This window comes from Ramlibacter tataouinensis, assembly GCF_027941915.1.
Lineage (GTDB): Bacteria > Pseudomonadota > Gammaproteobacteria > Burkholderiales > Burkholderiaceae_C > Ramlibacter > Ramlibacter tataouinensis_C.
The window spans coordinates 4,245,794-4,259,877 of record NZ_CP116009.1; the positions used below are offsets into that span (position 1 = coordinate 4,245,794).

Annotated in this window: 18 protein-coding genes; 11 read left to right on the plus strand and 7 right to left on the minus strand. The window is 71.5% G+C overall.

The window, feature by feature from the left end:
• Window positions 1-15: 15 nt before the first annotated feature.
• The 3 genes from PE066_RS20420 (at window position 16) to PE066_RS20430 (ending at window position 2,060) form a co-directional block, all read left to right on the plus strand.
• Window positions 16-846 carry an MBL fold metallo-hydrolase gene (locus PE066_RS20420; protein WP_271234350.1) on the plus strand — a complete coding sequence of 277 codons (831 nt, stop codon included), beginning with the start codon at window positions 16-18 and terminating at the stop codon, window positions 844-846.
• Window positions 847-1,008: 162 nt separating this feature from the next.
• Window positions 1,009-1,443 (plus strand): helix-turn-helix domain-containing protein, encoded by a 435-nt coding sequence (locus PE066_RS20425; protein WP_271234351.1) that lies wholly within the window; start codon window positions 1,009-1,011, stop codon window positions 1,441-1,443.
• A 17-nt stretch (window positions 1,444-1,460) separates the two neighbouring features.
• The gene (locus PE066_RS20430) at window positions 1,461-2,060 is read left to right on the plus strand and encodes a DUF2889 domain-containing protein (protein ID WP_271234352.1); all 600 of its coding nucleotides are present in this window, start codon (window positions 1,461-1,463) and stop codon (window positions 2,058-2,060) included.
• Here PE066_RS20430 and PE066_RS20435 read toward each other — a convergent pair.
• Complete coding sequence (locus PE066_RS20435; protein WP_271234353.1) at window positions 2,023-2,688, minus strand: class I SAM-dependent methyltransferase; 666 nt, start codon at window positions 2,686-2,688, stop codon at window positions 2,023-2,025. The genes PE066_RS20430 and PE066_RS20435 overlap by 38 nt on opposite strands.
• Window positions 2,689-2,878: 190 nt before the next feature.
• On the opposite strand from PE066_RS20435, the gene PE066_RS20440 reads away from it, so the two are divergent.
• Window positions 2,879-4,906 (plus strand): penicillin-binding protein 1A, encoded by a 2,028-nt coding sequence (locus PE066_RS20440; RefSeq protein ID WP_271234354.1) that lies wholly within the window; start codon window positions 2,879-2,881, stop codon window positions 4,904-4,906.
• Window positions 4,907-5,001: 95 nt separating this feature from the next.
• Here PE066_RS20440 and PE066_RS20445 read toward each other — a convergent pair whose 3' ends face one another.
• Window positions 5,002-6,162 (minus strand): sialidase family protein, encoded by a 1,161-nt coding sequence (locus PE066_RS20445; protein WP_271234355.1) that lies wholly within the window; start codon window positions 6,160-6,162, stop codon window positions 5,002-5,004.
• A gap of 283 nt (window positions 6,163-6,445) precedes the next feature.
• Here PE066_RS20445 and PE066_RS20450 point away from each other — a divergent pair, with 283 nt between their 5' ends.
• From PE066_RS20450 to PE066_RS20465, 4 genes are all read left to right on the plus strand, one after another.
• Window positions 6,446-6,910, plus strand: coding sequence for a thioredoxin family protein (locus PE066_RS20450; protein ID WP_271234356.1), 465 nt, complete (start codon window positions 6,446-6,448; stop codon window positions 6,908-6,910).
• A 147-nt stretch (window positions 6,911-7,057) separates the two neighbouring features.
• Window positions 7,058-7,372, plus strand: a complete 315-nt coding sequence (locus PE066_RS20455; RefSeq protein ID WP_271234357.1) for a PilZ domain-containing protein — start codon at window positions 7,058-7,060, stop codon at window positions 7,370-7,372.
• 62 nt (window positions 7,373-7,434) lie between these two features.
• Window positions 7,435-7,785: a PilZ domain-containing protein gene (locus PE066_RS20460; protein WP_271234358.1), complete on the plus strand. Its 351-nt coding sequence runs from the start codon at window positions 7,435-7,437 to the stop codon at window positions 7,783-7,785.
• A gap of 10 nt (window positions 7,786-7,795) precedes the next feature.
• Window positions 7,796-8,422 (plus strand): hypothetical protein, encoded by a 627-nt coding sequence (locus tag PE066_RS20465; RefSeq protein ID WP_271234359.1) that lies wholly within the window; start codon window positions 7,796-7,798, stop codon window positions 8,420-8,422.
• A 33-nt stretch (window positions 8,423-8,455) separates the two neighbouring features.
• Here PE066_RS20465 and PE066_RS20470 read toward each other — a convergent pair whose 3' ends face one another.
• The 3 genes from PE066_RS20470 to PE066_RS20480 all read right to left on the minus strand — a co-directional run bounded on the left by PE066_RS20470 (window position 8,456) and on the right by PE066_RS20480 (window position 11,212).
• The gene (locus PE066_RS20470) at window positions 8,456-9,754 is read right to left on the minus strand and encodes a DUF5666 domain-containing protein (protein WP_271234360.1); all 1,299 of its coding nucleotides are present in this window, start codon (window positions 9,752-9,754) and stop codon (window positions 8,456-8,458) included.
• Complete coding sequence (locus PE066_RS20475) at window positions 9,751-10,515, minus strand: DUF6502 family protein (protein WP_271234361.1); 765 nt, start codon at window positions 10,513-10,515, stop codon at window positions 9,751-9,753. Before PE066_RS20475 ends, PE066_RS20470 begins: the two co-directional genes overlap by 4 nt.
• 160 nt (window positions 10,516-10,675) lie before the next feature.
• Entirely contained in the window at window positions 10,676-11,212 is a 537-nt protein-coding gene (locus PE066_RS20480) for a 2'-5' RNA ligase family protein (protein ID WP_271234362.1), read from the minus strand.
• A gap of 89 nt (window positions 11,213-11,301) precedes the next feature.
• Between PE066_RS20480 and PE066_RS20485 the strand changes: the two genes are divergently transcribed.
• From PE066_RS20485 to PE066_RS20495, 3 genes are read left to right on the plus strand one after another with little or no spacing between them, the layout of a single operon-like run.
• Complete coding sequence (locus PE066_RS20485) at window positions 11,302-11,685, plus strand: hypothetical protein (protein ID WP_271234363.1); 384 nt, start codon at window positions 11,302-11,304, stop codon at window positions 11,683-11,685.
• 1 nt (window position 11,686) lies between these two features.
• Complete coding sequence (locus PE066_RS20490) at window positions 11,687-11,947, plus strand: DUF5985 family protein (protein WP_271234364.1); 261 nt, start codon at window positions 11,687-11,689, stop codon at window positions 11,945-11,947.
• A 3-nt stretch (window positions 11,948-11,950) separates the two neighbouring features.
• Window positions 11,951-12,217, plus strand: a complete 267-nt coding sequence (locus PE066_RS20495; RefSeq protein ID WP_271234365.1) for a DUF5985 family protein — start codon at window positions 11,951-11,953, stop codon at window positions 12,215-12,217.
• A gap of 6 nt (window positions 12,218-12,223) precedes the next feature.
• Here the strand turns inward: PE066_RS20495 and PE066_RS20500 are convergent, their stop codons facing one another.
• Together PE066_RS20500 and PE066_RS20505 are read right to left on the minus strand one after the other, a co-directional pair.
• Entirely contained in the window at window positions 12,224-12,850 is a 627-nt protein-coding gene (locus PE066_RS20500) for a CDP-alcohol phosphatidyltransferase family protein (protein ID WP_271234366.1), read from the minus strand.
• Between the two features lie 117 nt (window positions 12,851-12,967).
• The gene (locus PE066_RS20505) at window positions 12,968-14,083 is read right to left on the minus strand and encodes an ABC transporter substrate-binding protein (protein ID WP_271234367.1); all 1,116 of its coding nucleotides are present in this window, start codon (window positions 14,081-14,083) and stop codon (window positions 12,968-12,970) included.
• Between the last annotated feature and the right edge of the window lies 1 nt (window position 14,084).

Consider the following 14,084-nt stretch of genomic DNA (forward strand, 5'->3'; position numbering starts at 1 on the left):
CCACAGGAGTTCCCCATGTCACCCGTCGAGCTGTTCCGGAACAAGGACCATGCCTGCCTGATGTTCACCGACCTGGTCGAGGAGGACGGGCAGGCGGTGCAGGCCAACCAGTTCCTGGTGGTGGACCACGGCCAGGGGGCGCTGATCGACCCGGGCGGCAACAACGGCTACAACGAGCTGTTCCTGGCGATCTCGCGCTTCTTTCCGCCGCAGAACCTGAGCTACCTGATCGCCTCCCATGGCGATCCGGACATCATCGCGTCGCTGGACCGCTGGCTGACCTCGACCCGGGCGCGGCTGGTGATCTCGCGCCTGTGGGAGCGCTTCGCGCCGCACTTCACCAAGGCCGGCAAGACCGAGGACCGGATCATCGGCGTGCCCGACGCCGGCGGCCGGCTGCCGCTGGGCAAGAGCGAGCTGTGGCTGCTGCCCGCCCACTTCATGCACGCCGAGGGCAACTTCCATTTCTGGGATCCGGTCAGCCGCATCCTCTTCACCGGGGACCTGGGCGTGTCGCTGGGCAGCGGCGCCGATGCGCAAAAGCCCGTGCGCGAGTTCGCGCCGCAAATCCCGAAGATGGAAGGCTTCCACCGGCGCTACATGGTGTCCAACAAGATCCTGCGCATGTGGGTGCGCATGGCGCGCCAGCTGCCGGTGGCCATGCTGGTGCCGCAGCATGGTGCGCCGATCGAGGGCAAGTCGGCGATCTCGGACTTCTACGACTGGATCGAGCAGCTGTCGGTCGGCGTGGACCTGTTCGACGACCGCAACTACCAGCTGCCCAACGGTCAGATCGACGTGCACAGCGGCCAGTTGCGGCCGGTGCTGCGTGCCGTGGGAGCCTGAAGGCGGCGAGGCTGCGGTATACGGTCGAGTGGAGAACTGCCCGGTTGTTGCAAACTTCCGCCGGTTCGTTGCGGCTAAGATGACGGCCTTGGGGGGCATCCGCCCGGCAGTGCAGCGCGGCGTCGACCGCGCGGCTGTCACATACAAAAGGCACAAGGTTCCATGGCGAACATCGGCACCGTCCTGAAGGACGAAATCGCGCGCGTGGCCCGCAAGCAGCAGCGCGCCGAGCTGGCCCAGCTGAAGAAATCGGTCGCCCAGTACCGCAGCCAGATCGCGCAGCTCAAGCGCCGCATGCTGGCGCTGGAGCAGCAGGTGCGCAAGCAGGCGCGCGGCACCGGCCGCGCGGCACCGGCCGCGGCGCCGGAGGACGAGGAGCAAGGGCCGTCGCTGCGCTTTTCCGCCAAGGGGTTCGCCGCCCAGCGCCAGCGCCTGGGCCTGTCGGCCGCCTCGGTGGCCAAGATCCTGGGTGTGTCGGCGTTGTCGGTCTACAAGTGGGAGAGCGGCAAGACCCGCCCGCGCGCGCGCCAGCTGGAAGCCATCGCCTCGCTGCGCAAGATGGGCAAGCGCGAAGCCATGGCCCGGTTGGCGGCGTAACCACGGCGTCCTGACCGATGCCCTTGCCCGAACCGGCCGCGCGTCGGCACCTGCACACCCGCGCCGTCACCTACCGCGGCTTCCTGCGTGAAGACGGCCTGTGGGACATCGAAGGCGAGCTGTCCGATACCAAGACCTACGGCTTCCAGCGCTCCGACGGCAGCGAGTTGCCGGCCGGCCGGCCCATCCACCACATGGCCATCCGCATCACGGTTGACGAATCCATGACCATCCGCGCCATTGCCGTGGCGATGGACCACACCCCGTTCGGCGAATGCAGCCAGGGCGAGGACCCGATGCAGCGCATGGTGGGCGTCCGGCTCGGCCCCGGCTGGCGCCAGGCCATCGAGCGTGCGCTCGGCGGCGTGCGCGGCTGCACCCACCTGCGCGAGCTGCTGTTCAACATGGCGACGGCGGCCTACCAGACCATCTTCCCCTGGCAGGAGCGGGAACGGCGCCGGGCCGGCCACGCCAGCCAGGCGCTGACCGAGCCGCCTTACCACCTGGGCCGCTGCATCGCGTGGGACCCCGGCGGCGCCGTGACGGCGCGCTATTACCCGCAGTTCTTCGGCCAGCCGCTCAGGAAGCCGCTGGGGCCGAAGGACCCGCCGGCTTGATCCAGGTGAACACCCGAACCGGCGGGACATTCATCCACTCCCAGCGCTTGTCCGGCGCGCCGAGGTAGGGCGTTGCGAAACCCGCCACATGCGCGCGCACCTGGTAGGCCACGAAGCGTCCGCCCGGGCGCAACACCTGCGCGATGGTTGCGGCAATGCGGTCCGACACCTCCGGCGGCATGGTGGAAAAAGGGATGCCCGACACGATCGCGTCGGGCGCCGGCAGGCGGCGCGCAGCGAGGATCGCCGCCAGCCGCTCGGCACTGCCCAGCTCCAGCAGCAGCCGTGCATCGTGCATCGAAGCGCGCAGGTGGGCATGGAACACCGGGTCCAGCTCGATGGCCAGCAGCCGCCCGGTCGGTGCCAGCGCCTGCAGGAAGGCCGCCGTGGTGCCGCCGGTGCCGGGCCCCAGCTCGACCACGGTGCGGGCCTGCGGGATGGCCGCGTTGCGCACCAGCCGCTGCTCCAGCCGATGCGAGCTCGGGACCACCGAGCCGACCTGGGCCGGGTGCCGCAGGAAGCCGCGCAGGAACTCGAGGCGATCACGCCGCAGACCGGACGGGGCCGGGCCGGCAGGCAGCACGTTGGATCCGGCCGCCTGGCCGGCACGGGGTTCGGGTGGCGCCATGGGATGGGAGGATGGGGTTGTCTGGAGCGTCCGGCGATTCTGGTGGTGCGGCGCAGCCATCCGTGTCGGACAGGGCCGACAAGGCTGCCCTCGAAGCGCCCCGGCGTCAAGCGCGCATGACGCCCGGCGCGGCAGGCTGGGGCGTCACGGTCCTACATTCCAGGGGCGCCACCGGCCCTAGATTCGCAAGATGAACCCAGCCATGCGGCAATGGCTGTCCGCCGCGGCGGACAGGCTCCGGCGGGGCGCGCAGGCTGCGCGCCGCCATCCCTGGCGGGCGGCGCTGCTGCTGCCCGGCGGGGCGCTGCTGTACGTGCTGCTGCTGGTGCCCTTCACGCCCGGCATCGACAACCTGCGCAAGGCCCGGGTGGATGCCCCGGCGGCGCTGGTGTCGGCCGATGGCGTCGTGCTGGCGCGTTTCCAGCGCGTGCACCGCGAATGGGTGCCGCTGGCGCGGGTGGCGCCGGCCGCGGTGCAGGCCCTGATCGCCACCGAGGACCATCGCTTCCACCAGCACCACGGCATCGACCTGTACCGCACGGCCGGCGCGCTGTGGCACACGCTGCGCGGCGACCGCCAGGGCGGCTCCACCATCACCCAGCAACTGGCGCGCAACCTGTTCCCGGAGGAGATCGGCCGGGCGCCGACGCTGCACCGCAAGGTCAAGGAAGCGATCACGGCCCTGAAGATCGAGGCGGTCTACAGCAAGGACGAAATCCTCGAGACCTACCTCAACACGGTGCCGTTCCTCTACAACGCGTTCGGCATCGAGATGGCCGCGCGCACCTATTTCGACAAGTCGGCGCGCGACCTCGACCTGCTGGAGAGCGCCACCCTGATCGGCATGCTCAAGGGCACCAGCTACTACAACCCGGTGCTCAATCCGGACCGGGCGCGCGCGCGGCGCAACGTGGTCCTGGGGCAGCTGGCGCGGTACGGCAAGCTGCCGCCCGAACGGGCACAGGAGCTGGCCAAGCGGCCGTTGCGCATCGACTTCGAGCGGCAACCCGAGCCGCTCGGCCCGGCGCCGCACGCCGCCCAGCAGGTGCGCAAGTGGCTGATCGCCTGGGCCGACCGCAACGGCTACGACATCCATTCGGACGGGCTGGTGGTGCGCAGCACGCTCGACACGCGCCTGCAGAAGGCCGCCAACCAGGCCGTGGCGCGCCAGCTCGCGCAGCTGCAGCCGCTGGCCGACCGCCGGCGCAAGGCCGGGCAGGAGCGCGAGCTGCTGCAGGCCGGCTTCATGGCCATGGACCCGCGCAACGGCCATGTGCTGGCCTGGGTGGGCAGCAGCGACTTCGCGGTCGACCAGTTCGACCACGTCAACCGGGCGCGCCGCCAGCCCGGCTCGACCTTCAAGCCCTTCGTCTATGCGGCCGCCTTCATGGAAGGGTGGCGGCCCACCGACACGCTGCTGGACCAGCCGGTCGCGCTGCAGGGGGAGGGCGGCGAGGTGTGGCGGCCGGGCGATGCCACGCCGCCCACCCAGCGCCCGTGGACGCTGCGCGAAGGGCTGGTGCAATCGCGCAATTCGATCACCGCCCAGCTGATGGCGCAGGTGGGCCCGCAGAAGGTCGCGCGGCTGGCCGAGGCGATGGGCGTGCGCGACAGCGAACTGCAGGCGGTGCCTTCGCTGGCGCTGGGCACCAGCGCGGTGACGCTGCGCGAGATGGTCTCGGGCTACGCGACGATCGCCAACAACGGCCGCTGGATGGACCCGCTGCTGGTGCTGCGCGTCGAAGACTCGAGCGGCAAGGTGCTGGACACCTTCGTGCCGCCGCGCTCGCAGGAGGCCATGCCCCGGGCACGGGCGCTGACGCTGGTCAACGTCATGCGCGGGGTGGTGGACGAGGGCACCGGCAGCGCCATCCGCAGCCGCTATGGCATCCAGGCCGACGTCGCCGGCAAGACCGGCACCACCCAGGACAACACCGATGCCTGGTTCATCCTGATGCACCCGCAGCTGGTGGCGGGCGCCTGGGTGGGCTTCAACGACGCGCGGGTGACCATGGGCGAGAGCTGGGGCACCGGGGCGCGCAGCGCGCTGCCGATGGTGGGCGACTTCTTCCAGCAGTCGCTGCGCCAGCGCTGGATCGACGCCGGCGCCGAGTGGGACATCCCGCGGCCCAAGCCCAAGCCGAAGCCGCTGCCGGCGGATCCCGTCGGGCAACTGGTCAAGGACGTGATCGACCAGGTGTTGAAGATCTTCCAGTGACCGGCACGCCACAGCCGATCGCGCGGCGCACATGAAAAAGCCGGGCCTCGCGGCCCGGCTCGGTCAGCCCTCCCTGAAGGGTGACAGCTTGCTTGTTACGGGCGGCTTCCCGTGGACAGGAAGATCGGGCCGCTGACGTTGGTGTCGAAGCGTCCCTTGGCCGCGGCCAGGCGGGTGGCGTCGGCCGACATCGTGACGGTGCGCCAGTAGGCGTCCGGCTCCGCCGTGCCGCCGACGCTGACCGCCAACGGAGCGAAGGTGGTGCCTCCGTTGCTGGACAGCAGGATCTGGCCGGCGCCGGCATCGGCCGCGGTGTTGCTCGAGTGGGTCACCGCGATCACGCCGCCATCGGCCGACATCGCGATGCCGGTGTAGTCGGCGGTCAGGGTGTGCGCGAGGGTGAACGTCGCGCCCTGGTCCTTCGACACGTAGATGCCGTCACCGGAGTTGCCGCCGAAGGCGTTGGCGGCCATGACGATGGTGTTGCCGTCGCCGGACACCTTCACCCGGTACCAGTTCTGGTTGACCACGGCCGCCGGCGGCGTGCCCACCGCGACCGGCAGTGCCGCCCAGGTGGCGCCGCCGTTGGTGGAGATGAAGGCCGCCGGGTCCTGTCCCACCGCCACCATCACCTGGCCGTTGTTCGAGCTGTCGATCGAGCGCCAGCCGGTGGCCACGGCGGGCAGGCCGGTCGGCGTGAGCCAGGTCACGGCGCCGGCGGCATCGATGGTGCCGGCCAGCACCGGCCCGTCCATGGACACCGCCGCAACGCGCGTGCCGTCCTGCGACAGGGTGACGCCCTCGAAGGCGGGCGCCACCACGCCGGCCGGCAAGGGGACGGCCGCGAAGGTGGCGCCGCGGTCGTTCGAGATGAACATGCCGCCTGCCAGGTTGACGGCCACGATCCGGTCGCCGGTGCCCGAGACGTCGGACGCGATCCAGATCGCACCGGGCAGGCCGGCCGGGTTGGTCCAGGTCTGGCCGCCGTCGGTGGACAGGCTCAGCAGGCTGGCCGGGATGTCGGCGGCCTGCGCCTGGCCGGCGACCATGACCTGGCCGTCGTCGCTCGACGACAGCGAGTGCCAGACGTCCACCGGTCCGGGCGCGGTCCAGTTCACGCCGACGGCGGCCGCCGGAGCCGGTGCGGGCGCCGGCGCCGGTGCACCGCCGAGCGGCGGATTGGGCGCGGCAGCCACGTCGTCGCCGCCACCGCCACCGCAGGCGCTGAGCCAGAGTGCGGCGACTGCGGCCGTCACCACGACTCTCGTTGTGTTAGATCCCTTGAACATCTGGAGCCTCCAAGTTGCGTTGAATTGACGCGGTCGATACACGTCGAAACGGATGCTCTGCGTCCTGCAATGGCTGCGCTTGCCGGTTTGGAGCGTGTCCGTGTAGGAGAACTTCCTTCGCGAAACCCTTCCGTTTGCAAGGTGTGTCGAAGGGTGGCCTGACTGGGCCATTGACGTTGCAGACCCGCTGCAGCGGGACCCATCGGTGGCGGCGGCTTGCATTGCGCGGGGCCGGCCCCACGTGCGCGGCATGAGCGGTCCGCTGCACGTCGTCTGCCCTTCCTGCCGGGCCACCAATCGCGTCCGCGCCGGTGATCTCGGCCGTTCGCCCAACTGCGGCCAGTGCAGGCAGCCGCTGTTCACCGGACACCCCGTGGAACTCGACGAAGCCGGGTTCGAAAGGCAGGTGCAGCGCAGCCAGATCCCGGTGCTGGTGGATTTCTGGGCGCCCTGGTGCGGGCCCTGCCGGATGATGGCGCCGGCCTACGACCAGGCCGCGGGGCTGCTGGAGCCGGACATCCGGGTGGCCAAGCTCGACACCGAGCAGGCCCAGGCGCTGGCCGCCCGGCTGAACATCCGCAGCATCCCGACACTGTCGCTGTATGTGGGCGGGCGCGAAGTGGCGCGCCAGCCCGGCGCCATGACTCGCCCCGACGAGATCGTCCGCTGGGCGCGCGCGCACGCGGCTGCGCACGGCACGCCGCAAGGCACCTGAACACGGGCGAGCAGCCGGACGGTGGCGCGCCGTCGCACTTTCAGTGCGTTGCCCGCGACGACAGCTTGTTACGACGCCCTCCTACACGGCGGCCCGAAGGACCGTGCCTACGCTTGGCCATCGCAGCATGCGCCCGGGAGAACAACCATGCAGGACGGACAGCAGAGCCAGCGGGCCGCCGAGCGTTTCGGGCTGGCGTTGCCCATCACGATGGAAGGCGAGGAATGCGCCAGCCATGACATCAGCGCCACCGGCGTGCTGCTGGAATGCCCGGCGGCGCCCGCGCTCGGCGCCACCGTGTCGCTGACGCTGCAGTACCGGGCCGAAGGGCAGGAGTTCAGCCTCGACTGCCGGGGCGAGGTGGTGCGGGTGCAGCGCCACGGCGAGAACTGGAACATCGCGGTGCGGCTCTCCAAGCCCCTGTTCGCCGACACCGTGCCGCAGGAAGGCGGAACGGGCTGACAGTGGCGCAGGGGCCGAAGGCCGAATGGTTGGGCCGCGGCGGCGGCCAGGGAGAGCAGGACATGGCAACGGGCGAACCCCGGGTGGTGGTGCCGCTGGGCCGGCTGCAGGAAAAGCGCGGCGCCGAGCGGTTCGAGATGGAACTGCCGCTGATGCTGGCCCAGGGCCAGGGCGGGGTGACGCGCGACATGAGCGTGAGCGGCCTGTCGTTCACCTCGCGCCAGCCCCATGCGGCGGGGGACCGCATCGAACTCACCGTGGAATACCTGCTGGACGGCCACAACTACCCGCTGCGCTGCGAGGTGGTGGTGGTGCGCTGCGAGCCATGCCCGGGCGGCTTCACCACCGGCGTGCGGCTGGCGACCGCATTCGTCGAGGAAGGCCCTGATGGGCCAACCGGGGCCGGCGCGTGATAATGCGCGCATGGGGCTGTTCGACAAGTTCTTGAAGGCGGACCAGCGCAGCGTCGCGCACTCGGTCCTGCCGTCCGGCACCCAGTTCCAGGACAGCGATGCCGAGCCGGAAGATGCCGCCGCCGCCCGCACCGCGGTGCGGCGCGAGCTGGTCCAGGTCACGCTGCGCGAGTCCATGCGCCACCATGCGGTGCCGTCCGACTGGCTGGAAGTGCGCATGCTCCCGGTGGTGTCGCGCAGGAACAAGAACGGCCTGCACGTGCAACTGGTGGTCAAGCAGGGGCAGGGCAACCTGCTGCGCTACATCCCGGCCTTCCAGTCCAGCTTCATGGCCGAGATCGAGAAGTTCGATCCGCGCGCCTGGGAGTGGCTGCTCAGCATTTCCTGGCAGTTCGCGGGCATCACCTCCAGCAGCGCCGGTGAGATGCCCGCCATGGCCGAGCCGCGTGCAGCCGGACCGGCGATGGGTTCTGCGGCCGCGGCCGGCGCCGCTGCTGCCGTGGCGAGCGACCCGGGGCACGACGACCTGTCGGAAGACCTGCAGGCCCTGTTCGCGATCCGCGATGCCGCCCTGCAGGGCGATGCGCCTGGCCAGCAGCCCGACTTCGAGCCGACCCGGCCCGGCGAGGACAGCTGAGCATCCACCGCGCTCGTGGCGCGGCGTCGCCGGTCAGAGGAACTCGACCCGCTCGGCGACCAGCACGTCGTCGACCACGCGCGAGCCCGTGACGCGGGTGCGCCGGCCGTTGGCGATGTCGGCCGCGCTGCCGTTGACGAACACCACGCCGGGCCCGCTGGCATCGATCGCCTGGCCCTGGATGCGGAAGTCGGCCGGCGAGCGGGCCGCGCCGATCGGGCCGGAGGCGCTGAAGTTCGACTCGGGCGTGGCACCGGGGCCGTGGCGCAGCCTGAGGCGGCTGGCGAGCAGCACGCCGTCGCGCAGGGTGCCGGCGACTTCGACCCGTGCCCCGGCCACCACGTCGCGCGCCGGCCCGCCGCTCACCTGGGCCTGCGAGGCATCCACCGCCAGCCCATCGACCCGCAGCTGCGCCAGCCCGTCGGCCTGCGTGACCAACCCGCCCAGCGAGAAGCGGCTGCCATCGGCCAGCGCGACGGCATGCCACGGCTCGATGGAACTGGCCACCAGCGGGTCGCCCGCGCTGGTTCCGCGCACCCGCACCAGTTGCCCTTCGGCCAGCCCGGAGGGCGGCCAGGCGCCGGTCAGGGCGGCCCCGGCATAGCTCACCCGGGCGCCGCCGATGCGGAACGTCTGCCCGGCCGCATCCAGCTGGCGGACGGTGCCCGACAGCACCGGTGTGGCGCCGGGGCCGAGGCGCTCGACCCGGGTGGCGCGCAGCTGGGCGTCGGTGCCGGGCAGGCCATGCACCTGGACCGCATCGCCGGCGCGCAGGTCGGCGATCGAGCCGAGCCCACCGGCAAGGACGGTCGAGGCATCCGTGGCCACCGCCTGCGAGAGCAGGGTGAAGGTGCCGGCCACCGCATCGACCGAGGCCACCGTGCCGCGCAGGTCGGCGGCGGAGCGCACCAGCGCGGCGGTGCCTTCGGCGAGGTCGGCGCTGAGCGTGCCCGTGACCCGCACGGTCATGCCCAGCCGCAGCGTCGCGCTGTCGTCCAGCTGCAGCTGGGCATGGTCGGTATCGAACCGGGTGCCGTTGACGATGATGCTGCCGAAGCCATCCACCGCGCCGATGCCGCCGCCGGCCACCGCCCCGGTCCCGCCCGAACCCACGCCGCCGTCACCCGAGATGCCGGTGCCACCGGAGCCGATGCCGGCCACGCCGGTGCCGCCGGTGCCGGCGTCGCCGGCGCCGGGGGACCCGGCTGCCCCGGCGCCCTCCATGAACCCGCCCGCGCCGCCGATGCCGAACCCGCTGCCGCCACCGCATGCCGCCAGCCCCAGCCCGGCGGCGACCAGCAGCGCGAACAGGGCCCGGCCGCAGCGCCTCATTCGCCGGGCGCCTCCCGTTCGCCGTAATAGAAATAGACCCCCACCCGCAATCGCTGCGAGCCCTGCGCGCCGCTGCGCGTGATGGCTTCGCTCAACTGGCTGACCAGTTCGCGGTGCAGGCCGGCCCAGCGCTGGCGCATCCACTGGTGCACGGCCTCGCAATCGGCCTCGCTCAGGCCTTCGGCGAACACGGCGCGCTCCAGCAGCAGGGGCGCTTCACCCATCGCGTTGGAGACCGCGGCGGCAGCGTGGTCGCGCAGGTTGTCGCCGAGGAAGGCCAGGGTCGCCTGCAGGTCCGCGGTCGGAACGAAGCCCTCCGCCGCCAGTTCGACATGGCTCGGGCTCGCCTTGATCACCATGCCCAGGCGCATCAGCTCGTCGAGCACCGCCCGGTGGTGCACGTCGCCGCGGCTGGCCTCGCGCGCCACCTCTTCGAAGGACAGGCCGCCCTCGTCGCTGCCGGCGATCGGCAGCCGCTGCAGCGCCGGGTCCTGGCCGGCCAGTTGCAGCCAGCGGGTGAAGGTCTTGGCGGCCGCCGACAGCTCCGTGTGGGGCAGGGGATCGGTGGGCCGGCGCACCCGGGCCGTCACGTCCTTGCGATTGAGGCCGGTGGTCACCGCCAGCTGGCTGATGTTGGGCGACGCGACGCCCTGCTGCTGCCACAGCCGCGTCGCTTCATCCAGCAGCAGCTCGCGCAGCAGGGTCTCGAGGTGCGGATGCTTCAGGCCCATGCCGAGCGCGAGCCGCACCAGCGGTCTCATCACGCGTGCGCAGGCGGCTTGGGCCCATGAGAGGCGGTCTTGCATGAGGGGCGGACGCAGTTCCGTCCCATTGTTCCGGGCGCAGCGCGCGTTGTGCGCGTTCTTCCCATGCGCTCCCCGCTACGGACGCTGCCGGTAGTCCGAACGGGCCATGCCCGCCTCAGCTGCTGGCCCGGCCGTAGCTGCGAAGCAGGCGATAGCCCTGCGCCGGGATGCTGCGCACCAGTGCATAGCCGGTCCCGGCTTTCCACTGCGCCGGCTCGACCGGAGCGGCGGGTCGGTGCGCGCCGGCGGCCTTGCGCGCCAGCGTCACGTGCGGACGCCAGCGCAGCGCCTGCGCCGGCCAGCCCAGGGTGGCGAGGGATGCGGCGAGCAGGCCATGCAGGTGCAGCAGCGCCGGCGTCGGCGTGAACTCCAGCACGGCGATGCCGCCGGGCCACACGGTCGGCCGTCCCTCCTGCAGGTCCAAAGCCACCGGCTGCGCCTCGACCGCGAGGACATCGGCGAACTCGTCCAGCCGCTGCAGCGGCACGTTGCCCAGGAAGTGCAGGGTGAGGTGCAGCTGGTCCGCGCGCACTGGCGCCGCACCCGCGGGCCACGTCCAGCCCTGCTGGTGCCGCTGCAGCCGGCGCCGGATGCCATCGTCCGGCCACAAGGCGAGAAACAGCCGGGCTGCCGGCAGCGTCAGGGTCGCCACGGCACGGATTCCATGGATGAGTCCACAAGCGCAGCCTTAATTGGTAGAGTCCGCCGCTCCATGTCCTTGCGTTCCCATCCCACGGCGCCGTGAACCGGCCCGAGCTGCCCGCGGACCTGCGGCGCTTCATCCTCACCAGCATCCCCTCGGTGCCCTACCTGGAGGCGATGCTGTTGCTGCGGGCCGATCCTGCGCGCGACTGGTCGTCCTCCGACGTCGCGCGCCGCCTGTACCTGCCCGAGCAGCGCGCCGACGAGCTGCTCCAGCAACTGGCCAGTGCCGGCGTGGCGGCCCCGGGGCAGGCCGGTGCCTGGCGGTACCACCCGGCGGCCGACGAGTTGCGCGTAATGCTCGACCGGCTCGCCGTGCAGTACGCGGCCGATCTCGTGGGGGTCAGCGACCTGATCCATTCCAGCGTGGACAAGAAAGCCCGGCAGTTCGCGGACGCATTCCGCTGGAGAAAGGACGCCTGAAATGGCCGCCATCGTGTACGCGCTCTGCGCGCTGACCAGCCTGACCTGCTTCGTGCTGCTGTGGCGCGCGTGGCGCGGCGGCGGCCACCGGCTGCTGTTCTGGGCGGCGCTGTGCTTCGCCGGCATGACGCTGAACAACTTCATGCTGGTGGCCGACAAGGTGATCTACCCGACGGAAATCGACCTGAGCAGCTGGCGGCTGTGGGCCGCACTCGGCGCGGTGCTGCTGCTGCTGTTCGGCATGGTGTGGGAGGAGGAGTAGCGCATGGACCAGATGATGATGGGCGCGATTGCCATGGGGTCGACCGTGGTGGGGCTGTTCTTCTTCCGTTACTGGCGCAGCACCCGCGACAACTTCTTCCTGTGGTTCGCCCTGTCGTTCTGGCTCGAGGCTGTCAACCGGGTGGCGCTGGCGCTGCTGTTCGCCGCCAGCGAGCTGGAGCCCCTGTTCTACCTGCTGCGGGTGGTCGCCTACGGCCTGATCGTGCTGGCCATCCTGCAGAAGAACCGCCGGCGCCCGCCGGCACCCTGAGGGGCCTCACAGCTTGGGGATGCGCAGGGTCTTGCTGACCATCAGGGTGCCCGACAGCACGAACAGCAGCGCCAGCGGGTGCAGCACCCAGGGGCCCAGCTCCAGCGCGCCGCCCCACAGCGCGTCGCCCAGCCGGTCTTGCCAGGCGGCCCAGGCCAGCATCCCGGTCAACAGCACGCTGGTGGGAATGGGCGTGCCTTCGAAATACCTGACCTTTCCGCCCGCTTCGGCCAGCGCCTCGGCCGTGACGTTGTAGCGGGCCAGCCGGCTGACGCCGCAGCAGACGAAGTAGATCAGCGCCGCGGCGTCCCACCCGCCCTGCAGGCCGGCCGCAAAGCCCAGCGCCGCCGGCGCCACGCCGAAGGAGATCACGTCCGACAGCGAATCGAGCTCGCGCCCGAGCGGCGAGTGCTCGTGGCGCGCCCGCGCGATGCGTCCGTCCAGCACGTCGAAGGCGAAGGCGGCCGGCGCCAGCGCGGCCGAGGCCAGGAAGTGCGAAATGTCGCCGCTGGCCAGGTACAGCATCGCCAGGAAGACTGCGCCGACGCCGCAGGCCGCGTTGCCGAGGGTGAAGAAATCCGCGAGGTGGAAGCCTCGCAGCATGGAGAAGTGGCGCGGGGCGGTCTGCTGCATGGCGGGGTGGGGGCTGGCTCCACCTTAGGCCGCCAGGGGCGCCGGCCCGGTCGTCCCCGGGCACGCCCCCTTGTAGTCGGCTTCCGACGGCGGCCCGGTCGCCGGCCCGGCGGCGCGCTACTGCCGGATCCGGCCGCTGCCGCTGATGATGGACAGTTCGACGAAGCGCGAGCCGGTGCGCATGCCCGGCTTGAAGCCGATCAGGTAGCCGCCGAGGTCGACCCGCTCCATGGCGTCGAGCGCGCCGGCCATGCCCTCGCGCGACGGGCGTGCGCCCTGGCGCCGCACGGCCTCGACGATCACCTTGGCGGTGATGAAGCCCTCCATCATGGCGTAGCTCACCGGCACCTCGAGGTTGGGCGTGCGGGCGACCTGGTCGGTGAATTCCTTGGCCAGGCGGTTGGTGATCTTGTACGGGCTGGGCGTGACCTGCGCGATGGCCACCCCCTGCATCTGCTCCTCGCCCAGGCGCTTGGACATCTGCTCGATGTCGGCGCCGGAGTGCGCAAACAACTGGGCGGTGCCGCCGTTGCCGCGGAACTGCTCGATGAAGGCGGCGGCGGCGGCGCCGCTGGACACCATCAGGATGGCCTGCGGCTGCTGCTTGACGAACAGGTCCACCGCCTTGGTCACGGAGGCGCCGCCGGCGGGGTAGGAGCCGCGCGTGGTGATCTGCGCCTTGGCCCTGCCCGCCGACTCGTCGGCCGCCGCGATCAGTGCCGGGGCACCGGGCCCGTCTTCATAGAACAGGCCCAGCCGTGTGATGCCGATGGTGGCCAGGTGCTCGGTCAGCTTGTTCAGCTCGTCGCGCAGCCCGGCGCGCACGCTGTAGACCCAGGGCTTGTCGGGCCGGATCTCGGCCGTGCGGTAGCCGACCAGGGCGATGCGCTCCTTTTCCAGCACGCCCGACTCCAGCAGCTCGCCGACGTTGCGGCTCCCGATGTAGCCGGCCAGCACCATCGGCTTGTCGTCGGCCAGCAACTGGCGCGTGACCGGCACCGTGTCTTCGGCCCGGCCGCCGTCGTCCTTGCGCACCAGGTTGAAGGTGTGGCCATTGACGCCACCCGCTGCGTTGACGCTGGCGAACACGAGCTGCATGCCGGCGGCATAGGCACGGCCCTGGCTGGCCTCCAAGCCCGTCATCGCGGCCACCTGGCCGACGACGATGGGGGCGGCATGGGCGAGCGGGGCGGCGAGGGCGAGCGCCGTGGCGATGGCGCGCAGTTGCTTCATG